Annotated in this window: 18 protein-coding genes; 14 read left to right on the top strand and 4 right to left on the bottom strand. The window is 64.7% G+C overall.

Annotated elements, in window-relative coordinates; genetic code table 11:
- From P0X85_RS10475 to P0X85_RS10465, 3 genes are all read left to right on the top strand, one after another.
- The coding region (locus P0X85_RS10475) for a Panacea domain-containing protein (RefSeq protein WP_275812520.1) at positions 1-505 on the top strand (505 nt) is incomplete at its 5' end.
- Positions 498-908 (top strand): hypothetical protein, encoded by a 411-nt coding sequence (locus tag P0X85_RS10470; protein WP_275812517.1) that lies wholly within the window; start codon positions 498-500, stop codon positions 906-908. The genes P0X85_RS10475 and P0X85_RS10470, both read left to right, overlap by 8 nt.
- Positions 909-1,063: 155 nt before the next feature.
- Positions 1,064-1,561 carry a hypothetical protein gene (locus P0X85_RS10465; protein WP_275812514.1) on the top strand — a complete coding sequence of 166 codons (498 nt, stop codon included), beginning with the start codon at positions 1,064-1,066 and terminating at the stop codon, positions 1,559-1,561.
- A gap of 57 nt (positions 1,562-1,618) precedes the next feature.
- Here the strand turns inward: P0X85_RS10465 and lepA are convergent, their stop codons facing one another.
- Both lepA and P0X85_RS10455 read right to left on the bottom strand, forming a co-directional pair.
- Positions 1,619-3,418, bottom strand: coding sequence for a translation elongation factor 4 (gene lepA / locus P0X85_RS10460; RefSeq protein ID WP_275812511.1), 1,800 nt, complete (start codon positions 3,416-3,418; stop codon positions 1,619-1,621).
- Positions 3,419-3,470: 52 nt separating this feature from the next.
- Positions 3,471-3,989 carry a hypothetical protein gene (locus P0X85_RS10455; RefSeq protein WP_275812508.1) on the bottom strand — a complete coding sequence of 173 codons (519 nt, stop codon included), beginning with the start codon at positions 3,987-3,989 and terminating at the stop codon, positions 3,471-3,473.
- Positions 3,990-4,063: 74 nt separating this feature from the next.
- Here P0X85_RS10455 and P0X85_RS10450 point away from each other — a divergent pair, with 74 nt between their 5' ends.
- From P0X85_RS10450 to P0X85_RS10440, 3 genes are all read left to right on the top strand, one after another.
- Positions 4,064-4,594 (top strand): DUF2867 domain-containing protein, encoded by a 531-nt coding sequence (locus P0X85_RS10450; RefSeq protein ID WP_275812505.1) that lies wholly within the window; start codon positions 4,064-4,066, stop codon positions 4,592-4,594.
- Positions 4,595-4,648: 54 nt separating this feature from the next.
- Positions 4,649-4,837 carry a heavy-metal-associated domain-containing protein gene (locus tag P0X85_RS10445; protein ID WP_275812502.1) on the top strand — a complete coding sequence of 63 codons (189 nt, stop codon included), beginning with the start codon at positions 4,649-4,651 and terminating at the stop codon, positions 4,835-4,837.
- A 246-nt stretch (positions 4,838-5,083) separates the two neighbouring features.
- Positions 5,084-5,392, top strand: coding sequence for a hypothetical protein (locus P0X85_RS10440; RefSeq protein ID WP_275812500.1), 309 nt, complete (start codon positions 5,084-5,086; stop codon positions 5,390-5,392).
- On the opposite strand, the gene P0X85_RS10435 is transcribed toward P0X85_RS10440, so the two are convergent.
- A complete protein-coding gene (locus P0X85_RS10435) occupies positions 5,389-5,832 on the bottom strand; it encodes a low molecular weight protein-tyrosine-phosphatase (protein WP_275812496.1) in 444 nt (147 codons plus the stop codon). The genes P0X85_RS10440 and P0X85_RS10435 overlap by 4 nt on opposite strands.
- A gap of 27 nt (positions 5,833-5,859) precedes the next feature.
- Between P0X85_RS10435 and P0X85_RS10430 the strand changes: the two genes are divergently transcribed.
- From P0X85_RS10430 to P0X85_RS10415, 4 genes are all read left to right on the top strand, one after another.
- On the top strand, positions 5,860-6,549 hold the full coding sequence (locus tag P0X85_RS10430; protein WP_275812493.1) for an NAD-dependent deacylase: 690 nt from the start codon (positions 5,860-5,862) through the stop codon (positions 6,547-6,549).
- Positions 6,550-6,777: 228 nt separating this feature from the next.
- Complete coding sequence (rpmB, locus tag P0X85_RS10425; RefSeq protein ID WP_275812490.1) at positions 6,778-7,065, top strand: 50S ribosomal protein L28; 288 nt, start codon at positions 6,778-6,780, stop codon at positions 7,063-7,065.
- A 190-nt stretch (positions 7,066-7,255) separates the two neighbouring features.
- Positions 7,256-7,609, top strand: coding sequence for a hypothetical protein (locus P0X85_RS10420; RefSeq protein WP_275812487.1), 354 nt, complete (start codon positions 7,256-7,258; stop codon positions 7,607-7,609).
- A 48-nt stretch (positions 7,610-7,657) separates the two neighbouring features.
- Positions 7,658-8,200 carry a copper chaperone PCu(A)C gene (locus P0X85_RS10415; protein WP_275812484.1) on the top strand — a complete coding sequence of 181 codons (543 nt, stop codon included), beginning with the start codon at positions 7,658-7,660 and terminating at the stop codon, positions 8,198-8,200.
- A gap of 50 nt (positions 8,201-8,250) precedes the next feature.
- Here P0X85_RS10415 and P0X85_RS10410 read toward each other — a convergent pair whose 3' ends face one another.
- A complete protein-coding gene (locus P0X85_RS10410) occupies positions 8,251-8,463 on the bottom strand; it encodes a hypothetical protein (protein ID WP_275812481.1) in 213 nt (70 codons plus the stop codon).
- Between P0X85_RS10410 and P0X85_RS10405 the strand changes: the two genes are divergently transcribed.
- From P0X85_RS10405 to P0X85_RS10390, 4 genes are all read left to right on the top strand, one after another.
- Entirely contained in the window at positions 8,462-10,897 is a 2,436-nt protein-coding gene (locus P0X85_RS10405) for a sulfatase-like hydrolase/transferase (protein ID WP_275812479.1), read from the top strand. The two genes, P0X85_RS10410 and P0X85_RS10405, sit on opposite strands and share 2 nt — an antisense overlap.
- Before the next feature lie 493 nt (positions 10,898-11,390).
- Entirely contained in the window at positions 11,391-12,383 is a 993-nt protein-coding gene (locus P0X85_RS10400; RefSeq protein ID WP_275812558.1) for a UDP-glucuronic acid decarboxylase family protein, read from the top strand.
- Between the two features lie 26 nt (positions 12,384-12,409).
- Positions 12,410-13,399 carry a UDP-glucose 4-epimerase GalE gene (gene galE, locus P0X85_RS10395; protein WP_275812555.1) on the top strand — a complete coding sequence of 330 codons (990 nt, stop codon included), beginning with the start codon at positions 12,410-12,412 and terminating at the stop codon, positions 13,397-13,399.
- Positions 13,400-13,483: 84 nt separating this feature from the next.
- Entirely contained in the window at positions 13,484-15,310 is a 1,827-nt protein-coding gene (locus P0X85_RS10390; protein ID WP_338030528.1) for a glycosyltransferase family 2 protein, read from the top strand.
- Positions 15,311-15,336 lie beyond the last annotated feature (26 nt).

Below are 15,336 nucleotides of genomic sequence, written 5' to 3'. Positions count from 1 at the left end.
CGACCATACACCTCGATGGCCACCTGAGATTACACCGAAGACGGCGCTGAATTTACACCACGTCCGTGGACGCTACCCTCAGCGCGATGGCAAGCAGTTGTCTATCATGTCGCTGCTTAAGTTGACATACATTTCGCATGGCTGGCACTTGGAAATGCAAGGCGCGCCTCTTTTTGGCAACCGAATTGAGGCTTGGCAATATGGGCCGGTAATTCCGGAAGTTTACAGAGACTTCCGTCCGCAAGGCGTGACAGTTACCGCCCCCACAAGCACCGTCCCGGCATGTGCTTTCGACGGTAACGATGAGGCGCTCTTGGAGGAAGTCTGGCGCATTTACGGCACCATGCCCGCCTTCCAACTTTCGGACTTGACGCATGTGCATGGAGGCCCATGGCATATCGCACGTGAGACCGGCGGAAATCACGCGCAAATTCCGGACGAACTAATTAAGCAGCACTATGAATTGAAACGGGCAAACGCAATCAAGCAAGCGCAGAATGTCTGAAACCACAATTCCTGAAGTAGACATTGCAAGTTCTCCGAGATCAGCTTCGAGCCAGCAAGAAGCCTTGGAGCTTCGCCTTCTTGACGCCGAACAGAAAAACTTGGACCTCATCAAGAAGGAGTCCGGTCAGCGCTTTTGGATACGTTGGATCGCTGTTGGGGTGGGAGTGGCCGTTATCTTAGCTATGAGCGCACTATTAACGCACCTTGTTCATGAAGTTTTCTGGGGGCCATTCCTTGTCGCCAGCCCTGCGTTTGCGGTTGCTATGTTGGTTGCCCCGATAACGTCGATCACCGCGATCACGGTCGCCCTGTTCGTCGGGGCTTTTCGGAAGTTTGATGACAAAGACATGGAAACGCTGGGCAACGGAGCTGCCGGAGCGTTTAATGTATTCAAGTCGTGAGCATACTCTTCGAAGGCGGGTGCAACTTACATAGTAAGGCTAACTTGATCAGCCCCCTCTCAAAATGCGCGCCGCATCTGCAGGAATTTGGGCTGAGGGACTTGGCCTTGCCACCCTCACGCTCAGATACCGGCATCACCTCACGCAGCCCCCAGATGACCCCGGCACAAAACTCGACCGAAGCGCCTCTCAAGACCCCGATGGCGAGCCTGCCGCCGGGGGTGAAGCTGCGCAGCTTGCCCAAATGGGCGCGGTTTCGGGAGGGGCGGGATCGGCCGCAATATCAGTATCGCTTTCCCAGCGGCGTGACGGTCGTGCAATGCGACACGCCGAAGGGCACGGTGATTTTCACTGGCGGGCAAGGCGAGTTTCATATCTTTCGCGCGCAGCGCGAGACCGTGCGGCGGATCATCGCCACCATTCGTGAGGAGATTCTGCCGCTCGACTATGACGAGGACGCCCCACTCTGGCGGCGGGTTTTCGGGCGGCCTGTCCGTCAGACCCGCTATCCGGTCGGCGACGATATCGAGATCGTCTATAGCCTCGGGCGGTGGGGCCTTCGGAAACTTGGGCAGGGGATGGCGCCGTCCTTGGCCAAAAAGGCGGAGCTGCGCGCCTTGGCATCGGTTCTGGACCACATTCTGCAAGCCTGACCCCGCCATGAAAAAGCCCCGCCGAAGCGGGGCTTTGGTGTTTCGGGCCGGTGGGCCTCAATCGTCCATCTTGAGGGCCGCGATGAAGGCCGATTGCGGGATCTCGACCTTGCCGAACTGGCGCATGCGTTTCTTACCGGCTTTCTGCTTTTCGAGCAGTTTCTTCTTCCGGGTGGCGTCGCCGCCGTAGCATTTGGCGGTCACGTCCTTGCGCATGGCCGAGAGAGTCTCGCGGGCGATGACGCGGCCCCCGATGGCGGCCTGAATCGGGATCTTGAACATGTGGCGCGGGATCAGCTCTTTGAGCTTTTCGCACATCGCGCGGCCCCGGCTTTCGGCGCGGTCGCGGTGGACCATGATCGAGAGCGCGTCGACCGGCTCGTCGTTGACGAGGATCGACATCTTGACCAGCACGTCCTCGCGGTATTCGGCGATCTGGTAGTCGAAGGAGGCGTAGCCCTTGGTCACCGATTTCAGGCGGTCGTAGAAGTCGAACACCACCTCGGCCAGCGGGAGGTCATAGACCACCATCGCGCGGCTACCGGCATAGGTCAGGTCGAGCTGGATGCCGCGGCGGTCCTGACAGAGTTTGAGCACGTCGCCGAGATATTCGTCGGGCACCATGATCGTGGCGCGGATGCGCGGTTCCTCGATATGGTCGACATAGGTGAGGTCGGGCATGTCGGCGGGGTTGTGCAGGTCGCGCACTTCGCCGTCCTTCATGTAGAGTTTGAAGACGACCGAGGGGGCGGTGGTGATCAGGTCGAGATCGTATTCGCGTTCGAGCCGGTCGCGGATCACTTCGAGGTGGAGCAGGCCAAGGAAGCCACAGCGGAAGCCGAAGCCCAGCGCCGCGGAGGTTTCCATCTCGTAGCTGAAGGAGGCGTCGTTGAGCGCGAGTTTCTCGATCGCGTCGCGCAGGTCCTCGAAGTCGTTGGCATCGACCGGGAAGAGGCCGCAGAAGACCACCGGCTGGGCGGGTTTGAAGCCCGGAAGCGGTTTGTCGCAGGGTTTCTTCTCGTGGGTGATGGTGTCGCCGACGCGGGTGTCGCGGACCTGTTTGATCGAGGCGGTGAAGACGCCGATCTCGCCCGGGCCGAGTTCGGGGATGTCGACCATTTGCGGTTTGAGCACGGCCAGCTTGTCGAGGCGGTAGGCGGCGCCGGTCTGCATCATCTTGATCTGGTCGCCCTTGCGGATGACGCCATCCATGACGCGGATCATGACGACGACGCCGAGATAGCTGTCATACCAGGAATCGACCAGCATTGCCTTGAGCGGCGCGTTGCGCTCGCCCTTGGGGGCCGGAAGGCGGTGGACGATGGCCTCGAGCACGTCGGGGATACCCATGCCGGATTTCGCCGAGATCGGGATCGCGTCCGAGGCGTCGATACCGATCACATCCTCGATCTGTTCCTTGACGCGCTCGGGCTCGGCCGCCGGAAGGTCGATCTTGTTGAGAACCGGAACGATGTCGTGGTTCGCGTCAATCGCCTGATACACATTCGCAAGCGTCTGCGCCTCGACGCCCTGCGAGGCATCGACCACCAGCAAAGACCCTTCGACCGCGCGCATCGAGCGGCTGACCTCATAGGCGAAGTCGACATGGCCGGGGGTGTCGATCAGGTTCAGAATATAGGTCTGCCCGTCCTTGGCCGGGTATTCGATCCGCACCGAGTTGGCCTTGATCGTGATGCCGCGCTCCCGCTCGATATCCATCGAGTCGAGCATCTGCGCCTTCATATCGCGCTCGGCCACCGTCCCGGTCATCTGGATGAGCCGGTCGGCAAGCGTGGATTTACCGTGGTCGATATGCGCCACGATGGAGAAATTGCGGATGTGATCAAGCTCGGTCATGGCGCGCATATACAGGGGAAAATGGGGGCCGGGAAGGGGGATTGATCGGCGCTTACAAGTGCTCGCCATCCCAGGCTTCGATCCCCTCATTGGGCGCCCGGTCCGGATCGTAGAAATAGTGCAGGTTGCCGTAAAGCCGTTCCTCGGCCTCAATGCCCACGACACTGTCCCCAAAGACGGCCACACGGCAAATATCGCGCACGATCAAGGGCTCGTGCAGCGCCCAAAGCCTGTACTGTACGCGCAGCCAGAACCACCAGTTGCCAAGACGCTCCTCCATCGGGAACAGGCCCGGCAGGGTCGGATCACTCCCCCCATGCACCTTGCGCCAATAGGCGGCAAGCAGCACGAAACTGCGCTCGAACGGCTTCGTGTCAAAACTGCGAGAGGCCTTGAGGGCGGTCCACAGATCATCATGGGGGCGCCCGAGCAAAGTCCAGGCCGTGCGATAGGCGTCGCGCTGCGCCTCGACCATGAGCTTCAGCGTCTGCACCCGGTCCGCCATTTGCAAACCGCGCAATTCGTGCCGGTCATCGCCCTCGAATTGCGGCGGCCAGGCCGTGTAATCCATGTGACACCCAAGGTATTTTGAACAAGACTGGGCGACAGTAACACAGATTCGCGCCCTTCATCGCCCTCCCTTTCATGTCCACCGATTTCCCGCCCGCCATTCCCGCCCCGCCCCCGGCCCCCGTGGCCGCGCGCATCCTCGCGCCGCGGGAGGCGCTGGCTTATTTCGACACGCGCGGCGTGCTGGTGCCGGATCGGATCACGGCGCTGGAGGCGTGGAATCGGGTGAAGGCGCGCCCGTTGCCGGGGTTGCGGCAGGCCTTTTGGCTGCGCGATGCGATCTCAAGCCGGTTCGGCGTGAAACGGATCGGCGGGTTCACCCGGACGCGGGTCACGACCACCGCTCCCGGCAAACGGCTCGACTTCTTCCTTGTGGAGGAGGCCAGCGACGAGCGACTCCTGCTGAGCGAGCGCGACCGCCATCTCGATGTGCTGACCTGTGTCACCGCAACGCCCGAGGGCACGGGCACGCGGGTCGCGATCACCTCGTCGGTGCGCACGCATAACCTGTTTGGCCGTGCCTATATGATCCCGGTCGGGCCCGCACATAAGCTGATCGTCGCGCTGATGCTGCGCCGCCTTGCCCGCGCCCTGCCTCCCTCTTGACGCCGCCCGCTGCGGGGGCCAATGCTCGGGCGTCCCAACAGCCGGAGCCCCGCCATGATCCTCTCCGTTCCGAATATGACCTGCGGCCACTGCAAGAAGGCCGTCGAAGCCGCCATCGAAGAGGTGGGCGGCAAGGCCGAAGTGTTCCTCGACGACCGCGAGGTCGAGGTTTCGGGCCTGCCCGAGCCGACCGTTCTGGCCGCCCTCAAGGCGGCAGGCTACCCGGCCGAAGTGGTCGACTAAGCCCCTTTCACGCTGCTGAAAATATCCCCGCCGGAGGCATCCGCCGCGCCCCAAGGCACGACCGGTGGGGGGGGGCGGCCCAGATTTCGCGCAATGCGAGAGGTCCGCCGCAATAGCTTGGTGCGCCCGCGCGGAAGCGGCGGTTTTCCGCGCGTCTCATTGTCGAGCCTTGCGATTTGCGCTATAATCGGCTGCAAATAAGGGGCCTGCGCCACGAAGCGCGGCCTGCAACCATGAGGCAGAGCGATGAAACACACCCTCCTTGCGATGGCCGTGATCGGCATGAGTTTTGCGACAGCCGGCGTGGCGAGCGCCGGCGCGATTGACCGCGCCTGCGCCAAGGCCGGGCGCGCCGAAAGCCGCGCGCTGTGCGGCTGCATCCAGCAAGTCGCGGATATGACGCTGTCGGGCTCCGACCAGCGTCGCGCAGCAGAGTTCTTCAAGGACCCGCACAAGGCGCAGGAAGTGCGCCAGTCGGACCGCGCCTCGGATGAGAGCTTCTGGAAGCGCTACAAGAATTTCGCGGCGACCGCCGAGAGCCTCTGCGCGCGTTAAGCGCCAAGCTCGGACAGCAGGTCGCGCGCGCCCGCCTCGATCAGGTCGAGGCAGCCGTCGAAATCACGCGTGTAGTAAGGGTCGGGGACATCCTCCGGCCCTTCTGTTTTGGCAAGGAACAGGCGCAGGGCCGCGCCGCCCTCGGTGGGCGCGATCAGGCGGGCGTCGGCGAGGTTGCGGCGGTCCATCGCAAGGATCAGGTCGAAGCGGTGGAAATCCTCTGGGCGGAGCATGCGCGCACGCAGGCCCGAGAGGTCATAGCCCCGCGCCCGCGCCGCTTCTTGCATCGGGCCATAGGGCGGCTCTCCGGCATGCCAATCCCCCGTCCCCGCCGAATCGAGCGTAAGCGAGAGGCCCCTTTGGCTGGCCATGTGGCGGGTGACGCCTTCGGCGGCGGGCGAGCGGCAGATATTGCCAAGGCAGAGAAACAGGATACGCATAGAGAAGATGTAGCGAAGGGGGCGGCGGTGGCCAAGATCGTGATTTTGACCGGGGCGGGGATTTCGGCGGAAAGCGGAATTCGGACGTTCCGGGCGTCCGACGGGCTTTGGGAGGAGCACCGGATCGAGGAGGTGGCGACCCCCGAGGGCTGGAGCCGCGACCCGGCGCTCGTCGCGCGCTTTTATAATGCGCGCCGGGCGGCGGCGGCGGCGGCGGCGCCCAATGCCGCGCATCGGGCGCTGGCGGCGTTGGAGGCGGACGGGCGGCACGAGGTTCTGGTGGTCACGCAAAACGTGGACGATCTGCATGAGCGGGGCGGCTCGCGCAACGTGATCCATATGCATGGCACGCTGACGGGGGCGCTGTGTCACGCCTGCGCGCATCGCTGGCCCGCGCCGCCCGAGATGGCCCCGAATGACCCCTGCCCGGCTTGTGGCGCGCGCGCGACCCGGCCCGATATCGTCTGGTTCGGCGAGATGCCCTACCGGATGGAGGAGATCTGGGAGGCGCTGCGGGCGGCGGATCTGTTCGTCTCGATCGGGACCAGCGGGAATGTCTACCCGGCGGCGGGGTTCGTGGCGGATGCGGGGCATGCGGGCGTGCCGACGCTGGAGTTGAACCTCGAACCCTCGGCGGGGACGCGGCTGTTCGACGCGGCGCGGCACGGGCCCGCGACGGAGGTCGTGCCCGCCTGGGTGCGCGAGATGCTGGCCTGAGAGGGCGCGCGCGCCCCGCGTCTGCGCCGCCCCCCGGAGGATTTGGGCTTTGATGAAAGCCGGGGGCGGGGCAGAAATCCGGGCGAAATACGCGATGAATCGCTTGACGCGCGCGGGGATTGCCCTTATCCCCCGCGAACGGATTTCCGGGCGCTGCCGTTTGCGGCGCCCGACTGTGTTGGAGAGCGGGGCGATTCGAAGCCCTCGAGGAAACGAAGGATAAATGCCATGTCGCGCGTTTGCGAACTGACCGGCAAGGGCCCGATCACGGGTAACAAAGTGAGCCACGCGAACAACAAGACGCGTCGTCGCTTCCTGCCGAACCTGAATGATGTGACCCTGATCTCGGACGTGCTCGGCCAGTCGTTCAAGCTGCGCGTCTCGGCTGCGGGCCTGCGCTCGGTCGACCACCGCGGCGGTCTGGACGCCTTCCTGGCGAAAGCCAAGGACGAGGAACTGTCCAGCAACGCGCTGAAGATCAAGAAGGCGATCGCCAAGGCGCAAGCCGCGGCCTGATCCCGGATCGGGTAAAGTTCTGGGCCCCCGGTGCCGCAAGGTGCCGGGGGTTTCCTGTTTTGCGCGGGCTGGCTTCGGGCGCCCGGCACACGCGGTTGTGAGCGAAACTGCGACATTCTGACACGAATTTTGTGCCGCCGACTTGACCGAAGTCCTAGTCGGCCGGGATTCGGCCCGTTAGATTGCCCCCATGATCTGGAGATACGCACGCCTGTCGATCGTGGGCCTGATGGCCCTCATCCTCGCGGCAACGAGCCTGACGATGGCCGTTGCGCGCGGGCAGACGCGTGTCGCCGGAGAGATCGTGATCTGCACCGGTTACGGGATGACCACGATCACGGTGGATGCCAATGGCCAGCCCACCGGCCCGGTTCACCTCTGCCCGGACATGGTCCTGGGCATGATGGCCGCGCTCGACACCCCGCCGCCGACCTTCACGCGTCCCGAGGGTCTGGTGGAGCGGGTCGAGGCCCCCGAGCCGGTTCTGGCCGCGGCGCAATCCGCCCCGGACTCGCGCGCGCGCGGTCCGCCTCTGGCTGTCTGATCCCTTCGCTTTCACGACCTTTTTCAGACAGACCAAGGAGACTGGGCCATGACCCGTTTCAAGACGATGCTCGGCGCAACGGCGCTGGTTCTGGCCATGCCGGCCTTCGCCCTTCCCGCCTTCGCGGAAATCACCATCGAGGGCGCCTATGCCCGCGTTTCGACCGCAATGTCGAAATCCGGTGCGGCCTTCATGGTGGTGCATAACTCGGGCACCGAGGACGATCAGATGATCGACGCCAAGGCGGAAATCTCGGACCGTGTCGAGCTGCACACCCACAAGGCCGACGCCAATGGCGTGATGCAGATGCTGCATGTGCCCGAAGGCTTCACCATTCCCGCCGGCGGCATGCATGAGCTCAAGCGCGGCGCGGATCACGTGATGTTCCTGGGCCTCAAGAACACGCTCAACCACGGCGATGTGGTCCATGTCACGCTGACCTTCGAAAAGGCGGGCGATATCGAGATCGATATCCCGGTCGATCTGGAAAAGGATGCGGCGGCGATGGGCGCTGCGGCCAATGGCATGCAAATGCAGATGCAGGAGATGAAAGGCGCGCCCGAAGACATGGTGCCCCAGCATCAGCACTAATCCCTCGACAGGCGATGGGTGCGGGTTCCCGACCGTGACCCATTGTTAGATCAGGGTTCATCCCCGCCCGCCCACGTGCCCTCGCGGATGTGGCGGGGATGGTTCCCGAACATGCCGAAACGCGCCGCCCGCAAGGCGGCGTTTTCCGTTGCAGGGCCGCGTTGGCGCACCGAGACTTGCGGGCCGCCAAGACGGCCCTTGCCACGCCCCGCGATCCCGCCGAAGCTGAGCCCAACCGAGGCCCGACCGAAGACCCGACGCATGACCGATGACATTCCCCCGACCGAACCGCCCCCCGATCCGCTGTTGCTGACCGAGCCGGTGCCCGCGCCCCCCGCAGCCGCAGCCGGGCTGGACTGGGCGCGGTTCATCCTGTGGACCGGCGCCTTCCTGACGCTGGTCCTCGCGGGCGCGCGGCTGGCGATCATTCGCGGCGACCTTGCGGGCCATGGCATTGGCGAGGCGGCACGGATGGCGCTTTCGGCGCTGTGGCAGGACGGGCTGGTGGTGCTCGCGCTGGTGGGGATTGCGCTCTCGCTGCGGATGGTGACGGGGGGCGGGCGGATCGTGGGCGGGCTGGCGGCGATGGTCGCGGTGGTGCTTGCGATCTGGGCGGTCGCCAACATTACGGCCGTTCGGATGCTGGGCGCGCCGCTGAGTATCGACTGGCTGCGCTACTCGGATGTGACGCGAACGGATGTGATTTTCGACTCGTTGCGCCGGATCGTGACGCCCGCGCAGATCGCAGGCGTGCTCGCGCTGATCGTGGGTCTGCCCTTGGGCGCGGCCTGGGCGGCCCGCAGGCCCTCGCGCCGGGTGCCGATGGCGGTGCTGGGGGCGCTGGCGGTGGCGGTGATCGGGGGCGCGGCGCTTTCGACCGGGACGACCGGCGTGACGCAGGTGCGCCGCGCCAATCCGGCGCTGGTTTTCATGGCCTCGGTGTTGGGGCCGCGCGCGGAGGATGGGATTGCCGATCTGGGTGCGGGGCGGCCCGAGACGCTGCGGGCGCCGGTCGGCATCGCGCCGCAGCTTGCAAGGCCTGCACGCCCCGCGAAGCCGATCCGCAACGTGGTGATTTTCGCCTTTGAATCGACGCCGAGCAAATATGCCGAAGGCATCGAGGGCACGCTTCCGGTGACCCCGAACCTGCGGGCGGCGCTTCCGGCGGGGCTGCGGTTCACGAATGCCTATGCGCATGTGCCCGCGTCGAACTATTTCCTCGTGTCGATCTTTGGCGGGATCGTGCCCGAGCTGTCGGCGGATTCGATGACCAACGACCCCGAGCGGATCGACCTTGTGACGATCGCGGATGTGTTGGGGACGGCGGGGATGAGGACCGGGTTCTTCAATTCGTCTGACAACCGCTTCCAGAACACCGAAGGTTTCGTGCGCGCGGCCGGCTTCGGGCTGGTCAAGGATTACCGCGACTGGACCTGCGAGACGGGCGTTTATGCGCATGAGAGCATCACGCATCAGTTCCTGAACACGTCGAGCGATCTGTGCACGGTGGACAAGATCACCGACTGGATCGGGACAGCACCCGATGCGCCCTTCTTCGCGGCGTTCCGGACGGGGATGACGCACCATCCCTATTTCCCGGGCGAGACCCCCGAGCCGCTGGCCGAGGACCCGGTGATGAACGACTACCTGAACGCGCTGAAGGTGGGGGATCAGGCCTTCGGGCGGCTGATGGATTATCTTAACGAGAGCGGTCTCGCCGAGGAGACGCTGGTCGTCGTGCTGGGCGATCACGGCGAGGCCTTTGGCGAGCATGGCACTTATGTGCATGCGGCGGGGCTGAACGAGGAGAACATCCATGTGCCGCTCGCGCTCATCAATCCGCAGCTGTTCGATGGCGGGTCGAGCGATCTGATCGTGGGGATTTCGGATATCGCGCCGACGATCACCGATCTGCTGGGGCTGCCGACGCCGCCCGGCTGGCAGGGCAAGTCCTTCTTCGCGCCGGATCGGCCGGACGGGGTGTTCTTCTTCTCGCCGTGGAACGGGTTTCTGATCGGCTACCGGGAGGGCGACCGGAAATACATCTACAACGGCAATACCCGCGAGGCGTGGCTGTACGATCTGGCCGAGGACCCGCAGGAACAGCGCAATCTGGTGGAGGAGCGGCCCGAGGATGCAGCGATGGCGCGGGTCGTTCTGGGCGACTGGGTGGCGATGCAGGAAGGGTTCATCGACTGGCTCGCCTCGGGATCGGCGCTGGAGCGCAAACCGCCGCCCGCGCAGGCGACCGAGGTGGTCGTGGTCGCCTCGGGGAGCAGCTTTCAAAACCCGCCGAAGGGCTGGGTGATGCTCGATGGCGCGCATGTCGGCGGGTTCGATGTGACCTCGGCCCCGAGCAATGCCGCCGCCCCCGTCACATGGGAGCAGATCGAGGCCGGCTGGCAGGAGTATCGCCTGCCCGTCACCCCCGGCCCCTGCCCGCGCCAGCTTGAGCTGTTCTTCATCAATGACGAATGGGCGGGCGAGGGTCTGAGCGGCGACACCGACCTGTGGATCCGCGAAGTGCGCTTTGGCGCGAGCACCTATCGGGTGAACCGGTTTGTCACGCTTCACGAGGGCACCGGGCGGGTGGATGGCGACCATTACGTGTTCTGGCGCAAGGGGGGGATTCGCATCGATCTGGAGATGGAATCGGCCTGCGTGACAGAGGATCTGGCGGCGCAGACACCCGAGTGATGCGACAATCCGGGGAATTATGGCGGAATTGTGTCACCTTGTCGCAACTGACCAAGGGGTCAAAACAAGCCGTCGAAGCGGTGAACCGATCTGACCAGATTACAGCCCTAAGATTGTATTTACCTATCCTTTTGAGCGGGTTTTCAATTCAGGGTTGCAGCGCTCTGGAAATAGTCGCCCGTTAACGATTTGCGCCGCCCCCGCAGCGTTTAACTTTTTATTAATCCTACCCTTGCGACACATCAATTACACCGCCAGATTTAAAGCATAACATTTTGATTGCTGGAGATTTTTGCACCGTGTGAGGCGCGTATGAGTGTCAGGTCAGCGCTCTGATCGGAAAAGGGTATCGGTGCAATCGCCGGTTGTCGGTTCTGGGGGAGGACACGACGAAATGCCAGTTGAAAAGACCTTGATCCATCCGCATTTCGGGGCCGCATTACCGCGGCTGCGCGACGTTAAATCCGAGACAGGCGATGACCGCGAACCCTGTATGCCGGGCGCGTCCGGGCGCACCGTGATCGTCGCGGGCGGCGCCGGGTTTCTGGGCTCGCATCTGTGCGACCGCCAGATCGCGGCGGGACACCGGGTGATCTGCGTCGATAACCTCTCGACGGGGCGGCTCGAGAATATTTCGCACCTGATGGACCACCCCTGCTTTGCCTTTGTGCTCCATGACATCGTCGAACCTTTCGAGCTGTTGGAAGATGTCGCGCAGATCTACAATCTGGCCTGCCCGGCCTCGCCGCCGAAATATCAGATCGACCCGCTGCACACGTTCAAGACCTCGGTCTTCGGGGCGCTGAACCTGTTGCGGATCGCCGAGGAGAAAGGCGCGCGCATCCTTCAGGCCTCGACCTCGGAGATTTATGGCGACCCGGAGGTGACACCGCAGCCCGAGAGCTATCGGGGGCTGGTGAATACCATCGGGCCGCGCTCGTGCTACGACGAGGGCAAGCGCGCCGCCGAGACGGTGTTCCACGACACCCATGAAGAGCGCGGCGTGGACATTCGTATCGCGCGCATCTTCAACACCTATGGCCCGCGCATGGACCCAGAGGACGGGCGCGTGGTGTCGAACTTCATCATGCAGGCCCTGACCGGCGAGACCCTGACCATCTATGGCAGCGGGCAGCAGACGCGCTCTTTCTGCTATGTGGACGATCTGATCGACGGGCTGATCGCGCTGATGAATTCCGACAAGGTGGGACCGGACCCGGTCAATCTTGGGAATCCGGGCGAGTTCACCATCGCGCAACTGGCCGATATCGTGTTGCAGATGACCGGCACGCAATCGACGGTGAGCTACCGTGAATTGCCGCGCGACGATCCGCGCCAGCGTCGGCCCGATATTACCCGCGCCAAGGCGGTGCTGGGCTGGGCGCCCAAAGTGCCGCTGCGCGAGGGGCTGGTGCCGACCATCGCCTATTTCATGAGTGAAGTGGCCCGCAATGCCCGCAACAAACCCGAGGAGCGTCTGGCGTGACATCACAGCTGCCCGCCCTGCCCGATCTGCCGCGCCGCGTGTTGGTGACGGGGGGCGCGGGCTATATCGGGTCGCATTGCTGCAAGGCGCTGGCACGGGCGGGTGCGGAGGTGGTGGTTTATGACAACCTCTCGCGCGGGCATGCGGATGCGGTGAAATGGGGGCCGCTGGTCGAGGGCGATCTGCGCGACCGGGTGACGCTCGAAGCGGCGCTGCGCGCGCATCGGATCGAGGCGGTGATCCATTTCGCGGCGCTGGCCTATGTCGGCGAGAGCGTGGGCGCGCCCGAGACCTATTACGACAACAATCTGGGCGGGATGATTGCGCTCTTGGAGGCGATGGAGGCCGTGGGCGTGGGCCGGATCGTGTTCTCGTCGAGCTGTGCGACCTATGGCACGCCCGCGCAGTTGCCGATCACCGAGGACATGGTGCAGGCGCCGATCAACCCTTATGGGCGGACCAAGCTGGCCTGCGAGTGGATGCTGCGCGATGCGGCGGTGGCGCATGGGATCGAGTTCGCGGCGCTGCGCTATTTCAACGCCGCCGGGGCCGACCCCGAGGGTGAGATCGGCGAGCGTCACGACCCCGAGACGCATCTGATCCCGCTCGCGCTTATGGCGGCGAGTGGCGAAGCCGGGCCGTTGCGGATTTTCGGGACGGATTATCCGACGCCCGATGGCACCTGCATCCGTGACTACATCCATGTGGACGATCTGGCCGAGGCGCATCTGCGCGCGCTCGATCATCTGGCGGCGGGGCGTGGCTCGGTGGCGCTGAATCTCGGGACGGGCCGGGGCAGTTCGGTGCGCGAGGTGATCGCGGCGGTGGAGCGCGTGACGGGCCGCCCGGTGCCGGTGATCGCAGAGGCGCGCCGCGCGGGCGACCCGGCGGAGTTGACCGCGGATCCCTCGAAGGCGCGCGAGACCTTGGGCTTTGCCGCGCGCTATACCGATCTCGATCAGATCGTGGCCCATGCCGCGCCATGGTTCGGACATGCGCGCGCCCTTGCGGGGTGAATTCAGGTGACCGCGATGACGCCCCCGCCCCCCAGATCAGACCCCGCGCCCGAGGCGGTGCGCCCGGAGCCGCCCGTGCCGCAGATGCGGCCAGAGCCGCACCCCTATACCCGCAGGCCCTTGGCCGAGCGCCCCTATCTGACGCCGCTCCTGACCGGGCGGCGCGCGCTCAAATATCATGGGATCGTGGCGCTCTGGCTGGTGGCGGCGGGCTGGTTCTGGTCGTGGTGGCTGCAACCGGCGCATGTGATTGAACCGCTGCGATATTGGCTGATTACGGCGGCGATGGTCTGGATCTGGGGGATGCAGGCCTATTTCGTGGTGGTCTTCCTGCAAGCGCGGCGGTCAAGCGCGCCTGACCCGGTGCCGGGCGCGTGGCGGGTGGCGATGATCACCACCAAGACCCCGTCCGAGCCGTTCTCGGTCGTGCAAAAGACGCTCGAAGCGATGCTTGCGCAGGATTACCCGCATGACACATGGCTTGCGGATGAGGCGCCCTCGGAGGAGACCCGCGCCTGGTGTGCGGCGCATGGGGTGCAGATTTCCTCGCGCTTCGGGGTCGAAGCGTATCACCGTGCAGAATGGCCCCGCCGGACGCGCTGCAAAGAGGGCAACCTCGCCTATTTTTACGACCATTGGGGCTATGACGACTATGATGTCGTCAGCCAGCTCGACGCCGATCACGTGCCCCAGCCGGGCTATCTGCGCGAGATGCTGCGCCCTTTCGCCGACCCGGAAGTGGGCTATGTGAGCGCACCGTCAATCTGTGCGTCCAACGCGGCGCAAAGCTGGTCGGCGCGCACGCGGCTTTACTCCGAGGCGGCGTTCCATGGCGTCTTTCAGACCGGCTACACGGCAGTGCTGACGCCGATGTGCATCGGCTCGCATTACGCGGTGCGCACGGCGGCGCTGCGCGAGGTGGGCGGGCTTGGCCCGGAACTGGCCGAGGATCATTCGACCACGATGCTGATGGCCTCGGGCGGCTGGCGCGGCGTGCATGCGATCGACGCGATTGCGATCGGCGATGGCCCGGCGACGCTGCCCGACCTGATCACGCAGGAGTTCCAGTGGTCGCGGAGCCTCTTGAGCCTGCTCTTGCGCTACACGCCGGGCTATCTGGGACGGTTGCCGGGGCGGCTGCGGTTCCTGTTTCTGCTGTGCCAGAGTTGGTATGTGTTCTTCGCGCTGACGATGCTGTTGATGTATTTTCTGCCGATCGCCGCGATTGTCTTCGACATGCGGTTCGCGGATGTGACCTACCCGTCCTTCCTTGGCCATTCGCTGCCCGCGGTCGCGGCGATGATCCTGTTTGCCTATGTGCTGCGCGCGGACGGGTTCATGCGCCCGCGCACGGCGCGCGTTCTGGCCTGGGAAAAGGCGCTGTTCGTGGCGCTGCAATGGCCATGGGTGCTGTGGGGCTGCCTGATGGCGGTGCGCGACCGGGTCACGGGGCATTTCGTGGATTTCCGCATCACGCCCAAGGGCGAGGCGGCAACCCCGCAACTGCCCGGCAAGATCATCGCGCTTTACGCGCTGCTGGCGCTTGGCGCGGTGGCGCCGGTGCTGCTTATCGGGGATGTGACACAAGCGCGCGGCTTCTACATGCTCTCGCTGGTAAACACTATATTATACATGAGCTTGCTGGCCGTGATCGTCATCCGCCACCTGCGCGAAAACGGCATTGGCTGGCGGGATCAGGGGCGCACTGTCCTGATGCAGGGTGCGACTGTTTGCGTGCTGGCCGGGCTGACCGGCGGGGCGCTTTGGCTGCGCGGGGGCGAGAGCTTGCAGGCGCTCGCCTACGGGCTGGAGCCGCTGCGGATCACGCAAGCGGAATACGTCGTGTCAGGGGCCGGGGCGGGCAAACCGGGCGAGGTCCGGTTCCGCTTTGCGCCCTTCTGGGGGAATTAGGGTCGCGCATCACGCGCGCAGGAGGA

Source organism: Pseudothioclava nitratireducens, from assembly GCF_029210495.1.
GTDB lineage: Bacteria > Pseudomonadota > Alphaproteobacteria > Rhodobacterales > Rhodobacteraceae > Pseudothioclava > Pseudothioclava nitratireducens.
The sequence above is the reverse complement of the archived record's forward strand: the minus strand, read 5'-3'. Positions and strand labels throughout refer to the sequence as shown.

What these genes read in the sequence shown, in the direction of transcription:
- P0X85_RS10470 (WP_275812517.1), top strand. Translation starts at nt 498, where the DNA reads ATGTCTGAAACCACAATTCCTGAAGTAGACATTGCAAGTTCTCCGAGA.
- P0X85_RS10465 (WP_275812514.1), top strand. Translation starts at nt 1,064, where the DNA reads ATGACCCCGGCACAAAACTCGACCGAAGCGCCTCTCAAGACCCCGATG.
- lepA (WP_275812511.1), bottom strand. Translation starts at nt 3,418, where the DNA reads ATGACCGAGCTTGATCACATCCGCAATTTCTCCATCGTGGCGCATATC.
- P0X85_RS10455 (WP_275812508.1), bottom strand. Translation starts at nt 3,989, where the DNA reads ATGGATTACACGGCCTGGCCGCCGCAATTCGAGGGCGATGACCGGCAC.
- P0X85_RS10450 (WP_275812505.1), top strand. Translation starts at nt 4,064, where the DNA reads ATGTCCACCGATTTCCCGCCCGCCATTCCCGCCCCGCCCCCGGCCCCC.
- P0X85_RS10445 (WP_275812502.1), top strand. Translation starts at nt 4,649, where the DNA reads ATGATCCTCTCCGTTCCGAATATGACCTGCGGCCACTGCAAGAAGGCC.
- P0X85_RS10440 (WP_275812500.1), top strand. Translation starts at nt 5,084, where the DNA reads ATGAAACACACCCTCCTTGCGATGGCCGTGATCGGCATGAGTTTTGCG.
- P0X85_RS10435 (WP_275812496.1), bottom strand. Translation starts at nt 5,832, where the DNA reads ATGCGTATCCTGTTTCTCTGCCTTGGCAATATCTGCCGCTCGCCCGCC.
- rpmB (WP_275812490.1), top strand. Translation starts at nt 6,778, where the DNA reads ATGTCGCGCGTTTGCGAACTGACCGGCAAGGGCCCGATCACGGGTAAC.
- P0X85_RS10420 (WP_275812487.1), top strand. Translation starts at nt 7,256, where the DNA reads ATGATCTGGAGATACGCACGCCTGTCGATCGTGGGCCTGATGGCCCTC.
- P0X85_RS10415 (WP_275812484.1), top strand. Translation starts at nt 7,658, where the DNA reads ATGACCCGTTTCAAGACGATGCTCGGCGCAACGGCGCTGGTTCTGGCC.
- P0X85_RS10405 (WP_275812479.1), top strand. Translation starts at nt 8,462, where the DNA reads ATGACCGATGACATTCCCCCGACCGAACCGCCCCCCGATCCGCTGTTG.
- P0X85_RS10410 (WP_275812481.1), bottom strand. Translation starts at nt 8,463, where the DNA reads ATGCGTCGGGTCTTCGGTCGGGCCTCGGTTGGGCTCAGCTTCGGCGGG.
- P0X85_RS10400 (WP_275812558.1), top strand. Translation starts at nt 11,391, where the DNA reads ATGCCGGGCGCGTCCGGGCGCACCGTGATCGTCGCGGGCGGCGCCGGG.
- P0X85_RS10390 (WP_338030528.1), top strand. Translation starts at nt 13,484, where the DNA reads ATGCGGCCAGAGCCGCACCCCTATACCCGCAGGCCCTTGGCCGAGCGC.